The sequence below is a fragment of the Acinetobacter lactucae genome, assembly GCF_001605885.1.
Classification (GTDB): domain Bacteria; phylum Pseudomonadota; class Gammaproteobacteria; order Pseudomonadales; family Moraxellaceae; genus Acinetobacter; species Acinetobacter lactucae.
In genome coordinates, this window is sequence record NZ_LRPE01000036.1 from 148,603 (window position 1) to 170,982 (window position 22,380).

The 22,380-nt window shown below is 38.6% G+C and carries 21 protein-coding genes and 1 pseudogene; 17 read left to right on the forward strand and 5 right to left on the reverse strand.

What is annotated here, in order from left to right:
* Positions 1-134: 134 nt before the first annotated feature.
* Positions 135-1,286 (reverse strand): alpha/beta fold hydrolase, encoded by a 1,152-nt coding sequence (locus AWW73_RS13810; protein WP_062849921.1) that lies wholly within the window; start codon positions 1,284-1,286, stop codon positions 135-137.
* A gap of 245 nt (positions 1,287-1,531) precedes the next feature.
* Positions 1,532-2,212, reverse strand: a complete 681-nt coding sequence (locus AWW73_RS13815) for a hydrolase (protein WP_062849922.1) — start codon at positions 2,210-2,212, stop codon at positions 1,532-1,534.
* 182 nt (positions 2,213-2,394) lie between these two features.
* Here AWW73_RS13815 and AWW73_RS13820 point away from each other — a divergent pair, with 182 nt between their 5' ends.
* From AWW73_RS13820 to AWW73_RS13835, 4 genes and pseudogenes are all read left to right on the forward strand, one after another.
* On the forward strand, positions 2,395-3,315 hold the full coding sequence (locus AWW73_RS13820; RefSeq protein WP_062849923.1) for a LysR substrate-binding domain-containing protein: 921 nt from the start codon (positions 2,395-2,397) through the stop codon (positions 3,313-3,315).
* A 58-nt stretch (positions 3,316-3,373) separates the two neighbouring features.
* Positions 3,374-3,604 (forward strand): annotated as a pseudogene (locus AWW73_RS13825) (helix-turn-helix transcriptional regulator); the annotation flags it as partial.
* A 157-nt stretch (positions 3,605-3,761) separates the two neighbouring features.
* Positions 3,762-4,997, forward strand: coding sequence for a sodium/glutamate symporter (gene gltS / locus AWW73_RS13830; RefSeq protein ID WP_016145860.1), 1,236 nt, complete (start codon positions 3,762-3,764; stop codon positions 4,995-4,997).
* Positions 4,998-5,190: 193 nt separating this feature from the next.
* Positions 5,191-7,026, forward strand: coding sequence for a monovalent cation:proton antiporter-2 (CPA2) family protein (locus AWW73_RS13835; protein ID WP_062849925.1), 1,836 nt, complete (start codon positions 5,191-5,193; stop codon positions 7,024-7,026).
* A gap of 146 nt (positions 7,027-7,172) precedes the next feature.
* On the opposite strand, the gene AWW73_RS19100 is transcribed toward AWW73_RS13835, so the two are convergent.
* On the reverse strand, positions 7,173-7,406 hold the full coding sequence (locus AWW73_RS19100; RefSeq protein WP_025470664.1) for a hypothetical protein: 234 nt from the start codon (positions 7,404-7,406) through the stop codon (positions 7,173-7,175).
* Between the two features lie 480 nt (positions 7,407-7,886).
* Here AWW73_RS19100 and AWW73_RS13845 point away from each other — a divergent pair, with 480 nt between their 5' ends.
* The 6 genes from AWW73_RS13845 (at position 7,887) to AWW73_RS13870 (ending at position 14,206) form a co-directional block, all read left to right on the forward strand.
* Positions 7,887-8,978, forward strand: coding sequence for a DUF6670 family protein (locus tag AWW73_RS13845; protein WP_062849926.1), 1,092 nt, complete (start codon positions 7,887-7,889; stop codon positions 8,976-8,978).
* Positions 8,979-9,649: 671 nt separating this feature from the next.
* Complete coding sequence (locus AWW73_RS13850) at positions 9,650-10,204, forward strand: TetR/AcrR family transcriptional regulator (protein WP_062849927.1); 555 nt, start codon at positions 9,650-9,652, stop codon at positions 10,202-10,204.
* Between the two features lie 215 nt (positions 10,205-10,419).
* The gene (locus AWW73_RS13855; protein ID WP_057105384.1) at positions 10,420-11,028 is read left to right on the forward strand and encodes a paraquat-inducible protein A; all 609 of its coding nucleotides are present in this window, start codon (positions 10,420-10,422) and stop codon (positions 11,026-11,028) included.
* Positions 11,025-11,834, forward strand: coding sequence for a paraquat-inducible protein A (locus tag AWW73_RS13860; protein WP_062849928.1), 810 nt, complete (start codon positions 11,025-11,027; stop codon positions 11,832-11,834). Before AWW73_RS13855 ends, AWW73_RS13860 begins: the two co-directional genes overlap by 4 nt.
* A 7-nt stretch (positions 11,835-11,841) precedes the next feature.
* Positions 11,842-13,509, forward strand: coding sequence for a PqiB family protein (locus AWW73_RS13865; protein WP_081409633.1), 1,668 nt, complete (start codon positions 11,842-11,844; stop codon positions 13,507-13,509).
* Positions 13,499-14,206, forward strand: a complete 708-nt coding sequence (locus AWW73_RS13870; RefSeq protein ID WP_062849954.1) for a PqiC family protein — start codon at positions 13,499-13,501, stop codon at positions 14,204-14,206. The genes AWW73_RS13865 and AWW73_RS13870 overlap by 11 nt, the downstream gene beginning before the upstream one ends.
* Positions 14,207-14,265: 59 nt before the next feature.
* On the opposite strand, the gene uraH is transcribed toward AWW73_RS13870, so the two are convergent.
* Together uraH and AWW73_RS13880 are read right to left on the reverse strand one after the other, a co-directional pair.
* Positions 14,266-14,673, reverse strand: coding sequence for a hydroxyisourate hydrolase (gene uraH / locus AWW73_RS13875; RefSeq protein ID WP_062849930.1), 408 nt, complete (start codon positions 14,671-14,673; stop codon positions 14,266-14,268).
* A 10-nt stretch (positions 14,674-14,683) separates the two neighbouring features.
* Positions 14,684-15,151 carry a GlcG/HbpS family heme-binding protein gene (locus tag AWW73_RS13880; protein WP_081409634.1) on the reverse strand — a complete coding sequence of 156 codons (468 nt, stop codon included), beginning with the start codon at positions 15,149-15,151 and terminating at the stop codon, positions 14,684-14,686.
* A gap of 125 nt (positions 15,152-15,276) precedes the next feature.
* Between AWW73_RS13880 and AWW73_RS13885 the strand changes: the two genes are divergently transcribed.
* The 7 genes from AWW73_RS13885 (at position 15,277) to AWW73_RS13915 (ending at position 22,367) form a co-directional block, all read left to right on the forward strand.
* On the forward strand, positions 15,277-15,948 hold the full coding sequence (locus AWW73_RS13885; RefSeq protein WP_062849932.1) for a heavy metal response regulator transcription factor: 672 nt from the start codon (positions 15,277-15,279) through the stop codon (positions 15,946-15,948).
* Positions 15,945-17,348, forward strand: coding sequence for a heavy metal sensor histidine kinase (locus AWW73_RS13890; RefSeq protein ID WP_061874629.1), 1,404 nt, complete (start codon positions 15,945-15,947; stop codon positions 17,346-17,348). Before AWW73_RS13885 ends, AWW73_RS13890 begins: the two co-directional genes overlap by 4 nt.
* Before the next feature lie 96 nt (positions 17,349-17,444).
* Positions 17,445-18,008 (forward strand): lipocalin family protein, encoded by a 564-nt coding sequence (locus AWW73_RS13895; protein ID WP_062849933.1) that lies wholly within the window; start codon positions 17,445-17,447, stop codon positions 18,006-18,008.
* 119 nt (positions 18,009-18,127) lie between these two features.
* Entirely contained in the window at positions 18,128-19,099 is a 972-nt protein-coding gene (locus AWW73_RS13900; protein WP_062849934.1) for an acyl-CoA desaturase, read from the forward strand.
* A complete protein-coding gene (locus tag AWW73_RS18980) occupies positions 19,096-20,358 on the forward strand; it encodes an NAD(P)/FAD-dependent oxidoreductase (RefSeq protein ID WP_062849935.1) in 1,263 nt (420 codons plus the stop codon). The genes AWW73_RS13900 and AWW73_RS18980 overlap by 4 nt, the downstream gene beginning before the upstream one ends.
* A gap of 21 nt (positions 20,359-20,379) precedes the next feature.
* Entirely contained in the window at positions 20,380-21,171 is a 792-nt protein-coding gene (locus AWW73_RS13910) for a DUF1365 domain-containing protein (RefSeq protein WP_062849936.1), read from the forward strand.
* Entirely contained in the window at positions 21,168-22,367 is a 1,200-nt protein-coding gene (locus AWW73_RS13915) for an SAM-dependent methyltransferase (protein ID WP_062849937.1), read from the forward strand. The genes AWW73_RS13910 and AWW73_RS13915 overlap by 4 nt, the downstream gene beginning before the upstream one ends.
* Positions 22,368-22,380 lie beyond the last annotated feature (13 nt).

Genomic DNA, 22,380 nt, shown 5'->3' on the forward strand with positions numbered 1-22,380 from the left:
TTAACTTTAACCTCTAGAACGTTACAAAAGAGATCAATGCAGTTCTAGAAGATTTGTGCAAAACTTTAAAAATTTAGTGGCAATTAAAACCAGCCTAAGGTTGATTAGACTGGTTTTCGCTAATATTTTAATGATTAACCTGAGCGCTCAACTAACCATTGACTCACTTCTGGCCAGACTGTAGTCGGTGCTTGGCTACCAGAAACTACACCCATATGCCCACCGGGTACGACCTTAAAGGTTTTGTCTTGGCTACTAATTAAATCCATAAGTGGCTTAACAGCATCAGCGGTCACAATAATATCTGTGCTGCCACCCACTGCGAGTACCGAACATTCAATATCTTTTAGATACGCTGTAAGCTCACCAAATTTAATTACACCTTTCGACAGTTCGTTATCAATCCAGAAGCGGAGGATAATGTCGCGCATGACTCCACCCGGATATGCCAGCATATTATCGATAAATGAACTAGAAGTTGCATGGTCGACAATAAATTCTCTGTTATCCAGATTTTTAAAAAGTTCCCAATATGTTTTCAAATTTCCAATCGGGTCTGTTAATTTAAAACCAAGCGTGTTTTGCCAGCCATGAATATGAAATGCTTCACTTGGTACATGATGGCGGATACGAAACGGTGTATGTTTACGAACCCATTCGGCGGGTTTGGTAAGACTGCCATAGAGTTTCCCCATGTAACCTGCTTTATGTGTATCGATAGGGGAAGCAAGAATAATTAGATTTTTAATATCTTTATCTTTAAATAATGCGGTATAGCAGAGCGAAAGTGCGCCACCTAAACTCCAACCATGTAAAGAAAGCTGTTGCTGACCACTGTGCAGGCGAACTTGCTTTAACATTTCTGGCATAAAAACTTTAATGTAGGTGCCGAAGTTATATTTTGCTTGGTGTCGGGTTGGTATACCCCAGTCAATTAGATAGACATCAAAACCCTGTGCTAGAAAGAAGCGCACAAAACTGCGAGTAGGAAACAAATCATAAATGAGCATGTTCACTGCTAGCGGTGGAACGATCACTAACGGTACGCGGTGTTTAGGTGTGGCCGTATCAGTCTCATTTCTATAATGGCGTAAGCTAATAATTTCATGCTTGTAAATTACATCAAAGAGTGTTTTTCCTGACAGGGCAATTTGAGGACCTCGGAAAAAGAGATCTGATGCATTGATCAGCATGTGAGGTATTTTTTGACCAGCACGTGTCTGAAGAGATTTTTTAATAGATTGTAGCTGTGGAACGTTCTGACGAACTTTAAGCAATAAACTCATTGAATATAAAACCTATAAAGATGTTGCCCAGAGCAGTGACGAGCTGGTCTCTTACGGATAGTAAATGGAATGAAAGATGAGTTCAGTGACCTAAAAGACAGGATTTTGCTTTAAAGGTATCAAAAAGAATTATTCTTAAATAAGAAAACACAGCTTGGATTTAGTTCATAACTTGATTATGTATAGATTTAATTTTAAATGTCCAATCGTAATAGATTGGACATTTAAGCTAAAAAACTAATTGATTAGGTTCTTTGAGAATCTAGCATTTCATTGTTTTTAACAACGTCTTGTGCTTTTTGATAGCTTTCGATGAGCATTTGGTATGGTGGGAAAATTGCACTATAGGCTGCTGCAAAATCTGCCGCATCACTACGATGCCATGTTTTTTGCAGCTCTGAACAAACACCCGCTGTATCAATTGGCACCACACCAGCTTGTACAACTCGAGCTAATGTAATTTCTTGGGCCATTTTTGAATATGTTCCTGATGCATCAATCACCGCAAAGACTTGGAAACCTTCAGCAACAGCACTGATACTTGGGAAAGCCATACATACGCTGGTAATTGTACCTGCAATAATGAGTTGTTTTTTACCTGTTGCTTTGACCGCTTCAACAAAGTCGGGGTTATCCCAAGCATTAATTTGACCTTTACGGGCAACATATTGTGCATGAGGAGCAAACTGGTGAATTTCTGGAATTAAGGGACCATTTGGACCTTGAGGAACAGAAGCGGTGGTAATTACTGGCACATTACATAGCGTTGCAACTTTAGCCAGTGTAACTACATTTGCACGTAACTCAGGAATTGTAAGATCTTTTACCGTTTGAAATAAGCCACTTTGATGGTCGATTAGTAACATCGCGACATTGTTTGGGTCGATTACGGGTGCTTGACCGTTAAAATTTGCTGGTGTACTCATTTTATGCTCCACTTTATTTCGATAAATTTAAAGTTGGAAGGATGACTAAATAAAACAGGGGGATAACTGCTTTTGTATAGTTATTCACTTCTTGTTTAATTAAGATATAACGAAAATATGAGCCTAGAAGCTGCCGAAATTTGATTTCAGTGTTCTATTATTTGAACAACAAGAGGTAGGAAATGCAGGATTTAAACGATCTATATTACTTTGCGAAGATTGTTGAATATGGTGGTTATTCTGCTGCAGCTAGGGCACTGGATATTCCAAAATCTAAACTTAGCCGAAGAGTTGCACTTTTAGAAGAAAGGCTGGGTGTGCGATTATTACATCGTTCTACCAGACAATTTAGCGTGACAGAACTCGGCCAACAATATTATCAATATTGTCACGCTATTTTAATTGATGCTGAAAATGCCCAAGAATTTATTGATTTAAATCAATCAGAACCTCGAGGAACAATTCGGGTGTCTTGTCCGCCTGCATTATTACATCATCACATGGGGGAGTTTCTGACCAAATTTATGCTGCAATTTCCAAAAATAAAAATTTATATCGATGTGACCAATCGAAATGTCGATGTTTTAAATGAAGGAATCGATATTGCTTTTCGTGTTCGCTATCCTCCACTCAAAGATAGTGGTTTGGTAATGAAAAAATTTGTGACCAGTGATCAGTGTTTAGTTGCACACCCTCGAGTTTTGTCTAAGCAGCCCATACCCCAAATTTTAGATGAATTGCATCAGTTCAGAACCATTGGGCTTGGTAATGCAGAACAACAAAGTGTGTGGGTACTTCACCATCACGAGCATGGAACAACTCACTTTCAGCATGACCCTGATTTAATTGTGAATGACATGACTGGGGTATTACAGGCTGTTATTCATGGGTTAGGTATTGCTCCTTTACCGATCATGATGGCTCACGAATATATTTTGCGTAAAGAACTGATTGTGGTTTTACCTGAATGGAAACCTACAAGTGGTATTGTCCACGCGGCTTATGCTTCAAGAAAAGGATTATTGCCTGCCATCAAAAGGTTGCTGGATTTTTTAGAAGAACAGTTTAATCAACTGAATAAGGGCTTATTAGGATATCGATAACTAAATTTAATGAAGTTAAAAAACTTATCAAATTGAAGTGAAGCAGTTTATGTTTAATCAGAAGGACTTACAGCGCCAGTTGGCTAAAGAAGGAGCTACTTTGCAGGCTTTGCTGGATCAAGTGAGAGAGCGCCATGCAAAAAAATTATTGAATCATCATGAAAATAGTATTTCTTATATTTCAGAAAAATTGGGCTATTCAGAGGTGACTCATTTTACACGAGCGTTCAAACGATGGACCAATCAAACTCCAAAACAATATCGAAATTTAAGAGAAAGTACTTTGTAAATTTTTTACTAATTACTTCAAATAATTGTTTGATTTATCTGGTTATTATTAAGTAAATTGATTTTATGTAAAGTTTGTTTGTCTTTTTTTTAAATATTAAAAATAAAAATATAATTATTTTACAATCCATTAGGAATGTAATCAGAAAGTAGTATATATGGAATTTGTTTTTAATGGTTTTTATACACTAATTTCGGCGGTTATCGTCTTATTATTAGGCCGCTTTCTTGTTAATCGTATTGATTTTTTAAAACGCTACAATATTCCCGAACCTGTAGCCGGTGGTTTGGTGGCTGCCATAGTTTCTTTACTCATCCACACTTTGTGGGGGTACAGCATTGTTTTTAGTAGTGAATTACAAACCAGCTTTATGCTCGTTTTCTTCGCTTCAATTGGTTTAAGTGCCAATTTTATGAAGCTTAAAGAAGGTGGTATGGCTTTAGTCATCTTCTTGGTTTGTGTAGCTTCATTTATTGTTGTGCAAAATGCTGTAGGTATGAGTCTTGCGACTTTACTCGGTCTTGATCCACTTATTGGTTTAATTGCGGGTTCAATTACTTTAACAGGTGGTCATGGTACAGCTGGTGCATGGGGTGAAATTTTAGAAACCCAACATGGTATTCAAGGTGCTTTAGCATTAGGCATGGCGAGTGCGACTTTTGGTTTGATTATTGGTGGTGTGATTGGTGGTCCTTTAGCCAAATTACTCATCAACCGTTATGGTCTTGCTCAAGCAAAAACCAATGCTGAAATTCAAAATCGTGATACGCATCTTGAACAAAATTCAGATGACCTTGCTCCGTTTGAAAACCCGCATCAGGTTCGTTTAATTACTGCCGATAATGCAATTACTACACTGGGTATGTTTGCAGCCTGTTTAGCATTTGCTGAATTTATGACTGGCTTTAGTAAGGGAACATGGTTTGAGTTACCAACCTTCGTTTGGGCGCTCGGTGGCGGTGTTATCTTAAGAAATATTTTAGAGAGCGTGTTGAAAATTGATATTTTCGACCGTGCGATTGATGTATTTGGTAATGCGTCGTTGTCACTCTATCTAGCAATGGCATTGCTTTCATTAAAGCTTTGGCAACTTGCCGACTTAGCTGGCCCGCTAGTTGTAATTTTGGGTGCTCAAACGATTACGATGGCGCTATATGCAGCATTTGTGACATTCCGTGTTATGGGCAAAAACTATGATGCAGCAGTGTTATCAGCAGGTCATTGTGGTTTCGGTATGGGTGCAACACCAACTGCCGTTGCAAACATGCAAGCCATTACCAACATGTATGGTCCATCGCATAAGGCCTTTTTAATTGTTCCACTTTGTGGGGCATTCTTTGTCGACTTAATTAATGCAACGGTTATTCAGCTCATGTTGAAATTTATTGCTTAATTAAAAAAAGCCCGTAAGGGCTTTTTTTATGGGTGTTTGTCTATGAATATTTGATTTGTATCTCTAGGCTCAATTTTTATTTTCGGATGATTTAAGCCATTTTATTTTTAGGATACTTTTTCTCAAAACTAGTAATCGCCCTTACACCAAGTTTCACTTAGAATAATTCGCAGATAAATAAAATGAGAAATGTATGAGCTCAGAAGCACATTCAATTAGCTTGGTTGCCCCAGTGGTTTTATTGGCAGCGGCTGTCATTGCAGTCCCTATTTTTAAACGTATTGGTTTGGGTTCAGTATTAGGTTATTTAATTGCGGGTTTAATTATTGGCCCATTTGGTTTTGCTTTTTTTCAAGATTCAGCCGCAATTTTGCATATTGCCGAGTTGGGCATTGTGATGTACCTATTTGTGATTGGTTTAGAAATGCAGCCATCACATTTGTGGAGTCTTAGACGCGAAATTTTTGGCCTTGGTACGCTACAGATCATTATTTGTGCATTGGCTTTGACTGGCGTTGGTCTGCTATTTGGGTTTACGTGGCAAGTGGCATTTATTGGGGCAGCAGGGTTCGTACTAACTTCGACTGCGATTGTGATGCAATTATTGGGTGACCGCGGCGATTTGACTCAGCCACGTGGGCAAAAGATTGTAGCCATCTTACTATTTGAAGATTTATTAATTGTGCCATTGCTGGCTATTGTTGCTTTTATGGCACCGAATCATGTGGTCGAAAGCACATCGGTACGTTTGCAAAATATAGGAGTTGGTTTAGTCGCAATCGCAGGTCTTATTGCGGCAGGGTATTGGTTACTTAATCCGTTATTTAGACTCTTGGCTGCGGCTAAAGCGCGAGAAGTCATGACTGCCGCTGCATTATTGGTAGTGTTGGGCGCAGCATTACTCATGCAAGTGAGTGGTTTGTCCATGGCGATGGGTGCTTTCTTAGCGGGTGTACTTTTATCTGAATCAACATTTAGACATCAAATTGAAGCGGATATTGAACCATTCCGAGGAATCTTGTTAGGCCTATTCTTCCTTGGTGTGGGCATGTCGTTGGATTTATTAGTTGTCGCTCAAAATTGGCAGCTTATTGTGAGTGGCGTAATTGCTCTGATGTTTGTCAAAGCGCTCATGATTTATATAGTGGCCCGAATAACTAAAAGTCCTCATACGGAAGCATTGGATCGCGCTTTACTCATGGCTCAAGGAGGCGAGTTTGCCTTTGTACTTTTCTCTGCCGCCCTCAGTGCACAAGTCATCGATAGTACCGTTAAATCTAATCTCACCGCTATTGTTGTACTTTCAATGGTGTTGACGCCAATTGTAGGTATTATTTTTAAACGTTTTACTCAAATTAAAGCCAATGTTTCACTAGAAAACGTAAATGTTGCCGATGGTTTAAGCGGTAGCGTTTTAATGATTGGATTTGGACGCTTTGGGCAGGTCACTAGTCAACTCTTGTTGGCAAGAGGCGTAGATGTCACCATTATTGATAATAATATTGACATGATTCAAAACGCAGAAAAATTTGGTTTTAAAATTTATTATGGTGACGGTTGTCGCTTAGATATTTTACATACTTCGGGTGCAGCGACAGCCCAAGCGATTGTAGTGTGTGTAGACAGTAAGGAAACGACCAATCGAATTGTTGAACTTGTTACCCATGAATTTCCTTTAGCGAAATTATTAGTGCGTTCATATGACCGTGAGCATTCACTGCATTTAGTCAAACAAAAAGTAGACTTTATGATCCGTGAAACATTTGAGTCTGCGATTAAGTTTGGTGAAGTGATTTTACAAGAACTGGGTGTAGATGAAGACGAAGTCGTAAGAATTAGCGAGGAAATTCGAGATCTTGATAATGAGCGATTTGAAACTGAAATTGCGGCAGACGATGTATATGCTGGAGTTGGTATGCAATATACACATGCTCATCATCCAAGACCAACTGCACCGTTAATTCGTCCGAAACAAGAAGGGCGGATTTTAAATAAAGAAGATGCCTCAGATAACGAGAGCGTTAATTAGTATAAAAATATCTGTAAAAGTTCTGTTTAGAAGAGCTTTTACAGAATGGCTATAAATGTTCTAAGGCTGTGCCTTTAACTGAGTTTCTACCCCAAAGAATTCGAACAAGTAGAGTTGAAACTTTGCTAATTTAAAATCTTATAAACTTATTCTAGTTCTAATTGATGATCATCTTTGGTAATTTTAATTTTTAACTTCTTATATTTTCGCTTATTTGGATCTAGGGCTGAGTTCATTACTTCATCAGCAAAAGGCGGGCACTGCATCAATTTTGCATAAGCCCTATAGCCGATGCGGATTCGAGTAGGTGGGCAATCGGTTCTTTTTGAGTAGTATTCAATGAGTGAATTCAGTTCTTGTAATAAAGTTTGCTGTTCCATCATACATACTTAACAATTAGATAACTCAAGCATAGTAGATTTAAACCTTGCGCTGTGTAGGTGTTTATAATAACCACCTCTTTAAATTGTGATCGACTTCTCGAAAAAATATCTTTTATGTATCAAGTTTGTTTTTGAGTAGATTCTGGAATTTTTTTAATTGAATTGTCATAAAGAAAGGCTAATTTAAACTCATAACAAAAATTGATGAAGATTGTTGCGAATAATAAAATCAAAAGCAATTTTCACAGACGTGGTCGTGAGGTAATTAGGGCTAATTCGAAAGAGTTGGCTTTTTTGTTTTAATGCCTTCTATTTAATTTTTTTATTGTTTAGACGGCATGTGGCGAAAATTTTGTCTTTAATAAAAATTGTCATTTGCTTAGATCAAGATGTCCTTTATTAACATTCAATTGCAAATAATCAGGTTCTAATATGGAACTCTGTTTTAAGCAAATTAAAATAAAGGATTTTAAAACAATGCTGATCTCAAGCCATAGATTACCAAAGAGTTTTAAGGATAAAGCCAATCAAAAAGTCGCAAAGATTTCTGGCTCATTGTTGGGAGCTGTTACACCTGAGCGACAGTCAACATTGCCAAAAGAGTTTGAACTCAGTCCTCATACGCTTTATAAACGTTTTGGTAGTACACATTACGGGGTGATGATACCTGACTTACCTGAGCCATTTCGATACTTATCTTGGGCTTCCGTTCTAGGTTATGTCGGATTTACGATTACAGACACTAACTATCAAATGTCTAAAGATGGGAAAGGTGATACAGCTTCGTTGGTACATGGAACGGCTTTATCAACAACATCTGAAGCCTACAGAACATTTTCTATTAAAAATGATATTAAGTTTAGCCAAACTCCTTTTGGGATTAATTTTGATAATCAAACTGTCCTGCATGAGGACGGTGATGGATTTATATTAATTACCAAAAGAGAAGACTTGGAGTTAGAACTTTATTTAAAACCTACAAAAGCTATTTCATGGTTTGCCTACAGTGACTTTTATAAGCACTTTAGTGTGCTCATGCAGTATGAAGGTCATATCAAACAGAAAGGAAATAGTGAGACAGTTCAAGGACTTTGCACGTTGGAGTCTTGGAAAGCTATAGCAACCTCAATGCTAAAGAACAAATGGTTAGTTGAAAATATACAATTCCCTGTGAAAGTTTTTAGCTATCAAGTCATCAATATTGATCATGAACAGCAGTTGTTGTTAGCTTTTATTTGCTATGAAGATCAACCGATTATGACTTCTGTTTACTACCGTCATATAGATGGAACGTCAATTCAATACAACGGAGATACCCTTTTTGAAGTAACCAGCCTTCAAGAGGAGCCACAAATTACTCCTGATAATTTTTCAATGAATGTACCAAATACTTTTCGCTGGGTTGCGTATCACAACAATCAAAAAGTTTTAGATATTTCAGCACATGTAGACACTCCATATTGTTTTGGACTGGCTGCTGGTTTCGTTTCTTCGTATGCATGGCAAGGCGAATTCTATGATCAGCCATTAGTAGGAAGGGGCTATCTGGAATATATTGACCGAAGATAAAATCGTTTTAAAGCTTGGTTGTTTATCTACAGTTTTAAACGAACTGGGAAATATCTGTTTTATAAACTCAATTTAACAATAGATTTTAATTATTTATCCTTACTTTTTAATGATCTATTTTAAAACAGATGTCATTTTGTATGCTTGACTGTAATAGGGTTGGGCACTATCCTTTGCCTGCTGGCCACATTGCCAGTCAGCTTTTGACAGAGCTGGTACAAAAGGCGCACAACAACGTATTATTTCGTTTTGTGCGTTCTCCTAAGTCACGCCTTTATGGTGAGGCTAGGAGGGGCACGCTTGCGTGCGCTGGTTTCCTTTTGTACCAGTCTGTCAACCCTTCTAGTCTTGCCACCATTATTTGACAGTAATTGGTAAGACTCTTTTAAATCAAAAGGAGTCCGCTCATGCGTACTAATTCTTCTTATTTTTTGGCCTTTGCCAAATTCTCTCTATCCATACCGCTTAAACAGTCTCTAAAACGGCTTAATCGACTCTAGGTTTTGCACCTTAAGAATCGTTACGACTAAAACATAGCAACAATAAACCCGAGATAGGCGAGCACACTATTATTGTGCGGCTTTTGCATGCCTGTATTTAGCACTCATTTTAAGAGTGAGGGTATTTCTATCTCTTTTATATACAACAAAAAATTATTTTAAGCGGTATACATGAAAAATTTAGAAGTTTCATTTAGAGCAACGCGAGCGCTTTACATAGCCGCGGACTTATTTAAACAATATGGTTTCAATAAGGTTGGGGTGGACCGAATTATTCTTGAGACTAAAATGTCTAAAGCCACCTTTTACAACTACTTTCATTCAAAAGAAAGATTAATTGAAATGTGTTTGTTAGTTCAAAAAGAGCACTTAAAAGCAAAAGTGAGGGCGGTGAGCGAATCTCGCCAATATCTAGATTTGGCTCTTAAGCTTAGACAAATTTACCTTTTACATGCGGACTTAAAAGGTGCCTATCACCTGTTGTTTAAAGCGATTTTTGAAACTAAAAAGCTTTATCCAAATGCCTATCAAACCGCTATTCGCTATAGGCGATGGCTTAAAAATGAAATTTTCTGGGTTCTGCGAGAATCTAAAAAAAGGGCTACGTATGAAGAATCGGATATTTTTGTATTTATAATTGATGGTGCGATTTTGGGGCTTTTAAGTTCAAGTCAAAATGAAGAGCCTGATCAGTTGCTGGATTACTTTTTAAAGATAAATGTTTAAGACTTACCAAATGAGAAGCTCCTTTTAAGAAAGGGGTTTCTTATATACTTTTCTGTTATTTCTATAATTTAATAAAGTAAACCATAGAGTCGTTATTCAATTTTCTCTTGAAGAAATGAGATTAGTTTGGCACATTGCTTAGAAGTAGAATTTTATGCAAGCGTTGTAGCAAGCAGTTCTGACAAAGTAAAAACTATAAATTTCAGAGTATGACTATGCGGCTTAAAGAATTAGCAGGTTGTGAGGAGTGCGATACAGTCTATCGCAGAACCCCGCTTGCTTATGGAAAAAGAGCTTATTGTGTATGCTGCGGTGCTGAACTCTATCGGCACACCAAACCTTTTTCGACCTTGTTGGCTTTAATTTTAACAGCCCTAATTGTATTTATTCTTGCCAATAGCTTTCCTATCGTAAAAATTGAATTGCAGGGAAATATCTCTGAAACCACTTTACTTGGTGCGGTTTGGGTGATGTTTCATTATGATCGGGCTTTCGTTGGCGTACTTATCTTAATTACTACTTTTATTGTGCCGCTTTCCTATCTTTTATTACTTTCCTATGTGTTAGGTACAGTGAGTATATTGAAGAGAAGACCTGCATTTTTGGTGTTTGCCTTACGTACACTTTATTTTATGAGAGTGTGGGGAATGGTTGAGGTGTTCTTAATCGGGATTTTGGTTACGCTTGTGAAGTTAATCGGAATGGTGTTGGTGATTCCCGAAATTGCGTTATGGGCATTTGCGATCTTGAGTGTCTTGTTGGTTTATATTACTTCCATAAAGGTGAGTGATATATGGAACGAAATTGATAGGTCACTGCCATGAAAACGATAAAAAATGTGACCCAAATACAAAGTGCACAGCAAGGTTCGGTGCTTAAGCAATATCCGAGAGCCAAAGATCTTTCATTAATTGTGTGTCACTGCTGTGGCATCGTAAATTCTGCACATAGTGAAAAAAGGCGACTCAACCAAAGCCATCAAGTTTTACGTTGTATTCGTTGTAATAGCGTACTGCATTCACGTAAGCCAGCGAGTTTAAACCGAACTTTTGCCTTAGTGGTGGCTGCAACCATTCTTTATATTCCAGCCAATGTACTTCCAATGACGGTGACTGACTCACTTTTGGGAAGTCAGCAAGATACCATCATGAGTGGTGTCATTTACTTTTGGAAAAGCGGAGACTATCTGGTGTCCGTGGTCATTTTTATGGCCAGTATTTTTATTCCCATGTTGAAGCTACTAATTTTGTATTTTTTATTAGTAGCGGTATATCTTCAACAATCGTCAGCTTGGAAATTTTTACCTGAGCAGTGCGTTAAATTATATCGAGTTGTCGAGTTTATTGGTCGTTGGTCAATGATTGATGTTTTTGTGGTAGCGCTCTTAACAGCGCTTATTCAGATTCAATCGCTTGCTACGATTTTAGCAGGGCCGGGTTCGATTGCTTTTGGTGCGGTTGTGGTGTTAACCATGTTTGCATCCTTAAGTTTTGACCCACGTCTTATTTGGGATAACTTCTACGCATCTCAAAATACAAACAAACCTTCTTCTTTTGCTTCAAAAAAACCAAAGATTATTCAGGCAGAACATCCGCCGTTGAATAATGATTCCATTAATCCCAGTCAATAAAAGAACAATGAGTATGTCTGAAAATGAAATAACCCCTGGTAACTCAGATCGTCGTGATACCGATGTTGAACTGGATAGCATGAATGATTTACCAGAACCCCAAGAAAAGAAAAGTCGGTGGAAGCCTCTTTTAATTTGGCTTATCCCATTGATCGCTCTTTTAATTGCGCTTTCATTAGCTGTAAAAGCGCTCTTGTCTCACGGCCCTACAATTGACGTATCTTTTAGGACGGCTGAGGGACTGGTCGCTGGTAAAACAACAGTCCGTTATAAACAGGTGGATATTGGCATAGTACGCCAGATTGATCTTTCAGAAGACCGTTCACACGTGATTGCCCGAATTGATTTGCGTAAAGATGCGAGTAACTTTGCAGCAAAAGATTCACGGTTTTGGGTAGTGCGGCCACGTATTGGGACGAGTGGGGTTTCAGGAATAGACACATTATTGTCAGGTTCATATATTGAAGTGGACGGTGGTAAGTCGGAAGAGAAAAAACTCGAATTTACTGGCTTAGAGACACCGCCAGTAATTACTTCCGATGTGCCGGGCAAAGAATTTTTCTTAAATGCAGATGATTTGGGGTCTTTAGATGTAGGTTCTCCAATTTATTATCGTCGAATTAATGTGGGGCAAATTACGGCCTATAAATTGTCCGATGATGGTAAAAGTGTAGAGCTGCAAACGTTTATTCGAGCACCGTATGACAAGTTTGTGACCACCGATGCACGTTTCTGGCAGGCAAGTGGGATTGATGTGACCTTAAATGCTTCTGGCTTTAATTTAGATACCCAGTCGCTTGCAAGTATTGTTGCGGGTGGTATTGCTTTTGGATACCCTGAAAACTCACATGCGACCACAGCAGCAAATCATAGCCGCTTTAATCTTTGGGATTCAAAATCTGATGCATTGAAAGATCCGGATGGACAACCTCGTGGTGTGATTATGTACTTTGATCATTCATTACGTGGACTATCTGTAGGTGCGCCAATTGACTTCATGGGCATTGAAGTTGGTAATGTTAAAGCGATTAATGCTGAATTTACTAACGACTATAAGCAGATGCGTATGCGTGTTGATGCCGTCTTTTATCCTTCACGTGTTGAAAAAGGTTTGGCACTTAATCCGAATAGTGAAATCTTCAAAGACTTTGTTGAACATGGATGGCGTGCTCAAATGAGAACAGGTAACCTTCTCACGGGTCAAAACTATATTGCCCTAGATAAGTTCCCTAAAGCTAAACCAGCCAAATTACAAATTTTGAGTGATGACCGTGTAGTGATTCCAACTACACAGACCGAACTCAGTGGCTTACAAGCACAAGTTTCTCAGATTGCTGACAAGTTAACGAAATTCCCGTTGGTTGAGATTGGGCAAGATGTACGTAAAACGCTCAACAATATGAACACAGCCATTGCCTCTACCGATAAACTGGTTAAACAGTTAGATGGAAAAGTTGCACCTGGTTTACAAGCAACGCTAGACGATGTCCGTAAAACGGTAAGATCATCTGAGTCTATTTTGTCGAGTGATGCACCGTTACAACAAGACGTACGTAAAGCTTTACAGCAAATGACACGTGCGGCAGCTTCATTACAGTTAATGGCAGACTATATTGAACAACATCCTGAATCAATTATTCGTGGTAAGACACCAGAGACCGATGATGAAAAATAAAAATACTCTATCTTTTCAACATCCCAAAGCAGTCAAATGGCTGCTTGGGAGCGGCCTGTTTTTAACGGCTGTTGCCATGACGGCATGTTCGAGTTCGCCAACGCCAAATTATTATACGATGTCCCCTAAAATTACTGCGGCTACAAAATCAACTGTGCAGGTGATTGAGGTATTACCAGTTGGGATTCCAGACCGATTGGACCGTGCACCTCTGGTGCTCCAAGACAGTAGTGGTAAGTCTACGGTGTTAAATAATGAGCGCTGGACATCGACTATGGGCACGCAATTACGCGATACCTTGTCGGCGGGTTTACAGCAAAAATTAGGGGCAATTGATAGTTATAGCAGTGGTCTTGCTGGAAACAACCAACCTTTATATCGAGTTTCTACAGACTTTTCTCATTTTGATATTGTAGATAAAAGCTATATTAATATTGCGGTCTCTTGGGTGGTGAAGCGTCAAATACCGCCCACTCAATTAGAGTCAAATAATGCAAAAGTCATTACGAATGCAGGATCTCAGCTCAATTGTCGAATTGCATTTAAACAGCCGATTGATCAAAAAGCTAAAAAGATGGATGCGATTGTGAATGCTTCGAGTGAGGCGATGACTCAAATTATTAATACGGTTTCTGCTTCAATTGTGGCGCTGGATTCAAACAAAAAATCGGTTATTAGCAATGGGGTTTGTTCGTAAAATCCATTGTTTTTAATCAACCCCTTTATTTGTGCACAACAGATAAAGGGGTTTTTATTTTAGTTGCCGCGATAGGTTGAATAACCGTAAGGGCTAAGTAGTAAAGGAATATGGTAGTGGTTTACGCTTCCATCTACTTTAAAAATTACAGGTACTTCGGCAAAAAAAGTTTGTTGTTTGTTCTTTTTAAACCAGTCTTCAGTTTTAAAGGTAACTTTATAAACACCTTGCTCTAGTTTTTTATTTTGTGGATAGAGCGCAGTAATACGACCATTTGAATCGGTCACTTGCTGGTTGAGTTTTACCCACTGGTTATTGGTGTTTTTTTCTAAAACCACTTCAACTTGTGAAGAGGGCAAACCCGTTTCTAGATTTAACACATGCACACTTAGCGGATTAGTTTGAGCAAACGTAGCCGAAGCCGAAGCCATAAATAACGAAGATAAAGCAATAAATGATTTAGTCATGATGAACTCCTTATGAATGAAAAACAGTTTCAATGGCTTTACTTGCACATTGATTGTCATTTTGTGCGCCGCCAGCACCCGCAACTCCAATCGCGCCGATCACTTGGTTCTCAAAACGAACAGGTACGCCGCCGCCTAACAAAAGTAAATTTGCTACTGTGGTTAAATTTTTTGCATCAGGATTTTGGTTACTGTTTTGGCTTAAAACTAAGGTCGATGTTTTAGTAGATAACGCGGTATAAGCTTTTTTCTCGGCAGCCATTAAATTATGCGGACCCACCATCTCATGCCGTTCGGCAGTTAAAGGATTACCGCCACGATCTACAACAACAACCGCAATGTTTTGATTTAGTTTTTTACATGCCTCTTTAGCACTGTTGGCTAACAGGTGGGCAGTTTTTAGATCTAACGAATAAACTTGATTCAAAGCAGGGGGCTGTGCAAAAGTACTATTACCGAATAGCACGGCTGCTAATATCAGCCAGTTCAATTTTTTCATAATGATTGCCTCTATGTCGCTTTGAAAATCTTAAACAAATTGCTTAATTTCAAGCATGACAATCACATTACAAAGTTGTCATCTTTCTAATGAGTCTCTACAAAATGCGTATCCTTATTATTGAAGACGAGAGCAAGATTGCCACTTATTTGGTCAAAGGATTAAAAGAGTCTGGATATCAAGCGGAGTGTGTTCACTTGGGGCTGCAAGGTTTAGAAATGCTAAAGACAGATCAATATGACTTGCTTATTCTGGATGTCATGTTGCCCGACATAGATGGCTGGAGCGTATTACAGGTCCTACGCCAGTTTTCAAAAATTCCGGTGATTTTTTTAACGGCAAAAGATCACGTGATGGATAGAGTGAAAGGGTTAGAGTTGGGTGCAGATGATTACTTGGCTAAGCCATTTTCTTATATTGAGCTGTTGGCACGTATTAAAAGTTTGTTAAGAAGACAGCAATATCTGCAAGAAAATGAACTGTCTATTAGTGATTTAAAAATGGATTTGGTCGGTCATAAAGTATGGCGTAATGGCAACTTGATTGAGCTGAGTAAAACCGAATTTAATTTGTTGCGTTATCTGTTGCTCAACAAAGAGCAAATCGTGACGCGTAGGCAAATTGGTTCCGAAGTTTGGAATATTAACTTTGACACCGATACCAACTTTATTGATGTTGCGGTACGCCGTTTACGAAGCAAAATTGATGAAGGATATGAGTTAAAACTTATTCATACCATACGTGGCTTGGGCTATAAAATTTCGGTTAGCTTATGAACTTTAAATTTATGCGTTCTCTTGAAGTCCGTATTACCTTTCTGGTTACGCTTTGTTCTGCCTTAATTTTATGTTCAGTCGGCTTTATGACCTATTTAGGTATTAATCAGATTTTATTAAAGCAGCAAGATAAAGCTTTAGCAGACAGAATTAATCGTTTGGAAATTTTGCTGCAAGATAGCGAAAATGTGGAGCAAATCATTGCGCGGCCTAAGCTGTATCAAAACATGCTCGGCAACCAAGACAACTTGTTTCTGCTCATCCATAAAGACAAAACTTTAATTAATATCAATCCGCTCCACATTCAGTTACCTGAGCTTGCACAGCGCAACAGTCTTCAGTTTCAAGATTTAACCAACAACTCATATCCAACACGAATTGCTTGGAAAACTATAAAAATTAATAACGAGCCTTATCTGCTTATTGCAGGTAAACAATGGTCGGAACGCATCAATATTCTTTTACCTTTTCAAGAAAGTCTCTTGATGTATGTGGTAGGAGGCGTGTTTGCGATCTTTGTGCTTTGCATTTTAGCGTGTCATTTAGGTTTAAGGTCGCTGCAACAGCTTCGTAAGCAAACTCATTCTATTAACGTAAATCAGCTCCAGAAACGGTTAAACCTCCCAAATTCACCTTTAGAAGTTGAGCTGCTATCTAAAGATATAAACCACATGCTTGAGCGTATCGAAAAAGGCTATACGCAGCTCAACCGTTTTTCTGAAGATATCGCGCATGAGTTCCGTACGCCTTTAAATAATCTGATTGGACAAACCGAGATTGCTTTAACTGGCGAACGCTCGGTTGAGCAATATCAAGATTTACTGGTGTCTCATTTAGATGATTACCACAGATTAAAACGCATGATTGATAGCATGCTTTTCTTGGCAAGAGCCGATCAGAAAATGGTTCTTGTAAACAAACAAGAAATAAATATTCGTGATGTTATGGATAGGCTATGCCAGATTTTTGAATATCAGGCCGAGGAACAAGACTCTCATTTTAGTTTTAATCTAGAAGCTAAAACGTTATTTGCAGATCCTGAGCTTTTTCAAAGAGCAGTTTATAACCTGATTTTAAATGCGCTGGTTCACGGTGGTGACAAGCGAACGATTTATATCGCGTCTAAACATAAGAATATTAATCATACGCAATGGGTGAGTCTTACTGTGGTAACAGGTGGTATTTCAATTGCTGAACATCAACTTGAGCATCTTTTTGAAAGATTCTACCAATGCCACTCAAGTCGAAGTGATGAGAATCAGACAGGTGGATTAGGTTTGTCGATTGTTGCTTCAATTATGGATTTACATCATGGCCTCTATCGAGTGTATAACACGGTCGAGGGTGTGTGCTTTGAGCTTGATTTTCCAGTTGTAGATGTTGCAAAGAAATACAATTAAATCCTTATTAATGTTCCTTAATTTTTAAAATTCACACTTTGTTCACAGCCCTCTGGCGTATGTTTAAACATATGAAACAAACAGAAGAGGGTAGTCATGAAATTATTATTTAAGTCATTTGTCATCGGCACTGGCCTTGCAGCGGTTAGCTTAATGCTTCCTTTGAGTACCTTTGCTGACGCCAATACTAAACCTGTCGCTGTTGATTCTATCGATATTAATAAATATGCAGGTAAGTGGTATGAAATTGCGCATTTACCGATGTTTTTTCAGCGTAACTGTGTAGCCAATACAACTGCAAACTATTCTATTAACGCGGACAAAACCGTTGGTGTTTTAAACAGTTGTACTAATAAAAAAGGTGAAATGATTTCATCTGAAGGCGTTGCCTATCCGCAAAATCAAGGCAACAGTAAATTGAAGGTGAGCTTTTTACCATCAGGCCTTAGATGGATTCCTTTTACAAAAGGCGATTACTGGGTTTTAAGAGTTGACCCAAATTATCAAGTCGCTTTAGTGGGTGGTCCAAGCCATAAATATTTATGGATTCTTTCACGTAGCCCGCAACTTGACGAGGCGACATATCAGTCTTATCTGCAAACAGCAAAAAGCTATGGCTACGACGTTTCTAAACTCGTTAAAACAACGCAGTCAAAATAGAAAAATGACTGATGAAGGAGGTCTTAAATTTAATCTGTAATTTTAAGATCTTCACATAAAATTCATTGCGCATTTTCTAAATTAGAACCAAAAGAAATGCTTTAGATCAGGAAGAATCAATGTCTAAATTTTTTCTGCGCTGGATCGATAGCTGGTCAGATTCAGAAAATGCGCAAGTGGGTGCTTCTAGCGAATATGTCATTGAAAAGAAAATTCAATGGTTAAGAATTATTCCTTTTATTTTATTACATATCGCTTGTTTAGCTGTGTTTTGGGTGGGCGTATCTTGGTTTGCTGTGATCTTCATGCTGGGGTTCTATTTTCTTCGCATGTTTGCAATTACCGCTTTTTTTCACCGCTACCTTTCGCATAAAACTTTTCAGACATCACGTATTGTTCAATTTGTTTTTATACTGATCGGGACCATGAGTGCGCAGCGTGGACCGTTATGGTGGGCAGCACATCATCGTTATCACCATCACTTTACCGACACTGATCAAGACCCGCACTCAGCGAAAGCAGGCTTTTGGTATTCGCATGTAGGCTGGTTTTTAAATGAGCAGAATTTTGCCACTCGAAAAAAAGTTATTAAAGACTGGTTGAAATATCCAGAGCTGATCTGGTTAGACCGATTTAGTTTACCTATTGTGATTTTAACGGCTTTAGCAATTTATGGTTTGGGCTCATGGCTTGCGCAAAACTTTCCTGAGTTAGGCACCAATGGTTTACAGCTGTTAGTGTGGGGATTTGTGATTTCCACTGTTCTATTAATGCATGCAACCTTGTGTATTAATTCACTCGCTCATCGTTATGGTTCACGTGAGTTTAATACTCCAGATGACAGTCGTAATAACTTCCTACTTTCTTTAATTACCTTGGGTGAAGGATGGCACAACAACCACCACTTTTACGCGGGCAGTGTGCGTCAAGGTTTTTATTGGTGGCAGATTGATATCACGTTTTATGTGCTCAAACTTATGTCTTTATTTGGTTTGGTCTGGGGCCTAAAGCCCGTACCAGATAAGGTTTATCAATATAAAAAGATTAAAAACATATCGATAGAAAAAATTGAAAACGGTGAAGTGTTATGAAAATTGCCATTATTGGTTCGGGTATATCTGGACTTTACGCAGCTTGGAGATTGTCAAAACAACATGAGGTCACCGTGTATGAAAAAAATAACTATTTTGGTGGTCATACTGACACTCACGAGTTAGAAATAGAAGGCACTAAAGTCGCGGTAGATAGTGGTTTTATTGTGTTTAATGACTATAACTATCCGTTATTTACCGACATGCTTAAAAAATTAGGCGTAGAAACTCAAAGCAGCGATATGAGTTTTTCGGTGAATAATCTGGTCAGTGGACTTCAATATAACCCTTCAAAAAAATGGTCGCTCTTTGCCCGTCCGCAGAACTTTTTAAACCGAAAATTTCTGCAAATGCTCTCAGATTTGCTGCGCTTTTATGATGACAATAAAGATATAGATGTTGCAGATATTGATCCTAATTTATCGATTGAAGAATATTTAGACCTTCACAAATATAGCCCCGAGTTCCGTTATGAGCATCTTTATCCGATGTGCGGTGCCTTATGGTCGGCTCCGGTTGAGCAAGTAGGCCAGATTCCATATCGATTTGTGGTGAGCTTTTTTCAGCATCACCGCATGTTACAGCTAAAAGAGCGGCCGCAATGGCAAACGGTTAAACACGGTTCAGCAAGTTATATTCATGCTATTCAAAAGAATTGCCCATCCATTGAGTGGAAATTTGCAGAAGTAAAAGCTGTGAGCCGTTTACCAGAAACAGTTTTGATCGAAACCGTAGAAGGGCAAGTCCAATATGATTGGGTGATTTTTGCAAGTCATGCTGACGATACCCTAAGTCTATTAAAAGATCCTTCTTCACTTGAACGGGAAATATTAAGCCAATTTGGTTATCAAGATAATCGAATGGTGGTTCACCGCGATATTTCGATTATGCCTAAAAGTCGTTTGCAGTGGGCAAGCTGGCATGTACATGTAACGCCAACATCCCAAGTTCAAAATGATGCATCTGACATCCATTATGGTTTTACCTACTGGATGAACAATTTGCAGAATTTATCCTGCACTACTCAGGTTTTTTGCACTCTAAATCCGAATATGAAAATTAAAGCCGAAGATATCTTGGTGGAGCGGGAATATCGTCATCCCGTATTCGATGCAAAAGCCATTCAAGCTCAATCTCGTTGGCACGACATTAATGGACAAAATCGGACTTCGTTTTGTGGAGCATATTGGGGGTGGGGCTTTCACGAAGACGGCGCCCGCAGTGCAGCACGTGTTGTTGAGCAACTCTTAGCGTTATAAAAATAAGTAAGGAGCTTTCAAATGTTATTAAATAAACTTGCTATCGCTCCTGCACTTATTCGTCACAGACGCTATAGCCCGAAACTGCATCAGTTTACATCGACTTTAAATTATTTATGGTTCGATCCAGATCAATTAGATGATATTACAAAAGATTGTTCACTCTGGTCGACGGATCACTGGAATGTATTAAAACTATCCGAAAATGATTTTTTGAACATGTATTACGGTTCTATAAGGGAAAAAGTAGAGAAAGCGATACTACAAAATAACCACTTGCATCTTCGACCAGACTGGCAAATCCGAGTGTTGGCTTTGCCTCGTTGTTTGGGTTTTCGCTTTAATTCGGTCGTATTTTATTTTGTTTTAAATAAATTTGGAAAACCTCTATTTATTCTTAGTGAAATCACCAACACCCCGTGGAATGAACGAAAAGTTTACACACACGACTGCATAAAACAGCAGAGTCAGGTGGGTGATTATCAGACTTACGATTTTAACTTTGAAAAGTCATTTCATGTTTCGCCGTTCATGCCTATGCAGTTGACTTACCGTTGGCGATTTAGTTTCTCTGACCAACAGAATGTCATTCATATGCAGCTCTTTGAAGAGCAAAAACAAGTCTTTGACGCGACTATGCGTTTTGAGCTTGAGCCCATCACATTTCCTTCACAGCAATATCGATATGCTCTTATCAACAGCTTAGCGCCTTTTAAGATGCTGTTTTCAATATATTTAGAGGCATTTAAGTTGTGGCGAAAAAAAGTTCCATTTTATCGTCATCCTAAAAAGATCAAGGTAGATAAGACATGATAAAAACATTTCTTTATGGTGAAGATGACTCACTACCGTTATTGCTCAAGAGTCTTCTCAAACTACGTCATGGACAGATCACTTTTCAGGGCGCGTGGAATGGGATGGTCGGTGAAGTTTCAGACTTACATGCTGTGATTGAAGTTCACAATCCTTTGTTGATGGATCTCATTTTAAAAAATGGTGTTTTAGGAGCAGCAGAAGGCTATATCCGTGGTGACTGGAGCAGCGAACACCTTGTCGAGTTGATTCAGATCTTGGCACGTAATCGAGCCGTGTTAGACCAACTTAACCAGAATGTTATTGCGCAAGCGAGCCAGTTTTTTCTAAAAGCTTGGTATCAAAATCGAAAGAACTCTATAAGTGGTAGCCGTAAAAATATTGCCGAGCATTACGACTTAAGTAACGACTTTTTCAAATTATTTTTAGATCCATCTTTAATGTATTCAAGTGCCGTTTTTGAAAATGAAAACATGACTCTTGAAGAAGCATCTGATTTAAAAAAAGAGATCATTTGTAAAAAGCTAGATTTAAAACCACTCGATCATTTGGTTGAAATTGGAAGTGGGTGGGGTGGTTTTGCCATTTATGCAGCACAGCATTATGGCTGTAGAGTAACGACCATTACCATTTCACAAGCTCAATATGATGAAGCGGTTACTCGTGTAAATGAGGCTGGTTTGGCACATCGAATTGATGTGCAACTCAAAGACTACCGCTTGCTCGAAGGTAAGTTCGATAAGCTGGTTTCAATTGAAATGGTTGAGGCAGTGGGTGCGCAATATTTATCGACATACTTTGATCGGTGTAAAGCCCTCTTAAAACCGAAAGGTTTAGCTTTTATTCAAGCTATTACCATCGAAGATTTTCGCTATAAAAAAGCATTAAATACAGTTGATTATATTAAGCGCTATATTTTCCCTGGTAGCTTCATTCCTAGTGTGAGTGTATTAACTCAAACCGCTTCTGAGAGCGGTTTAAGGTTAAAGCATTTAAATGATATCGGTTTAAGTTATGCGCAAACACTTCATCACTGGCGAGCGCGGTTTTTAGCAGCGAGGGAACAAGTGTTGGCTCTCGGTTTTGATGAAAACTTCATTCGCATGTGGGATTTCTATTTATGTTATTGCGAAGGCGGTTTTAAAGAAGGCGTGATAAGCAATGTTCACTTGTTGTTTGAAAGTACCAGTTACTAACTCAAACAGCTCA

Bases quoted from the DNA above. Each gene is read 5' to 3' on its own strand.
- AWW73_RS13850 (WP_062849927.1), top strand. From the start codon at position 9,650: ATGAAAAATTTAGAAGTTTCATTTAGAGCAACGCGAGCGCTTTACATA.
- AWW73_RS13890 (WP_061874629.1), top strand. From the start codon at position 15,945: ATGAACTTTAAATTTATGCGTTCTCTTGAAGTCCGTATTACCTTTCTG.
- AWW73_RS13885 (WP_062849932.1), top strand. From the start codon at position 15,277: ATGCGTATCCTTATTATTGAAGACGAGAGCAAGATTGCCACTTATTTG.
- AWW73_RS13820 (WP_062849923.1), top strand. From the start codon at position 2,395: ATGCAGGATTTAAACGATCTATATTACTTTGCGAAGATTGTTGAATAT.
- uraH (WP_062849930.1), bottom strand. From the start codon at position 14,673: ATGACTAAATCATTTATTGCTTTATCTTCGTTATTTATGGCTTCGGCT.
- AWW73_RS13835 (WP_062849925.1), top strand. From the start codon at position 5,191: ATGAGCTCAGAAGCACATTCAATTAGCTTGGTTGCCCCAGTGGTTTTA.
- gltS (WP_016145860.1), top strand. From the start codon at position 3,762: ATGGAATTTGTTTTTAATGGTTTTTATACACTAATTTCGGCGGTTATC.
- AWW73_RS13915 (WP_062849937.1), top strand. From the start codon at position 21,168: ATGATAAAAACATTTCTTTATGGTGAAGATGACTCACTACCGTTATTG.
- AWW73_RS19100 (WP_025470664.1), bottom strand. From the start codon at position 7,406: ATGGAACAGCAAACTTTATTACAAGAACTGAATTCACTCATTGAATAC.
- AWW73_RS13855 (WP_057105384.1), top strand. From the start codon at position 10,420: ATGCGGCTTAAAGAATTAGCAGGTTGTGAGGAGTGCGATACAGTCTAT.
- AWW73_RS13845 (WP_062849926.1), top strand. From the start codon at position 7,887: ATGCTGATCTCAAGCCATAGATTACCAAAGAGTTTTAAGGATAAAGCC.
- AWW73_RS18980 (WP_062849935.1), top strand. From the start codon at position 19,096: ATGAAAATTGCCATTATTGGTTCGGGTATATCTGGACTTTACGCAGCT.
- AWW73_RS13865 (WP_081409633.1), top strand. From the start codon at position 11,842: ATGAGTATGTCTGAAAATGAAATAACCCCTGGTAACTCAGATCGTCGT.
- AWW73_RS13900 (WP_062849934.1), top strand. From the start codon at position 18,128: ATGTCTAAATTTTTTCTGCGCTGGATCGATAGCTGGTCAGATTCAGAA.
- AWW73_RS13910 (WP_062849936.1), top strand. From the start codon at position 20,380: ATGTTATTAAATAAACTTGCTATCGCTCCTGCACTTATTCGTCACAGA.
- AWW73_RS13870 (WP_062849954.1), top strand. From the start codon at position 13,499: ATGAAAAATAAAAATACTCTATCTTTTCAACATCCCAAAGCAGTCAAA.
- AWW73_RS13860 (WP_062849928.1), top strand. From the start codon at position 11,025: ATGAAAACGATAAAAAATGTGACCCAAATACAAAGTGCACAGCAAGGT.
- AWW73_RS13810 (WP_062849921.1), bottom strand. From the start codon at position 1,286: ATGAGTTTATTGCTTAAAGTTCGTCAGAACGTTCCACAGCTACAATCT.
- AWW73_RS13815 (WP_062849922.1), bottom strand. From the start codon at position 2,212: ATGAGTACACCAGCAAATTTTAACGGTCAAGCACCCGTAATCGACCCA.
- AWW73_RS13895 (WP_062849933.1), top strand. From the start codon at position 17,445: ATGAAATTATTATTTAAGTCATTTGTCATCGGCACTGGCCTTGCAGCG.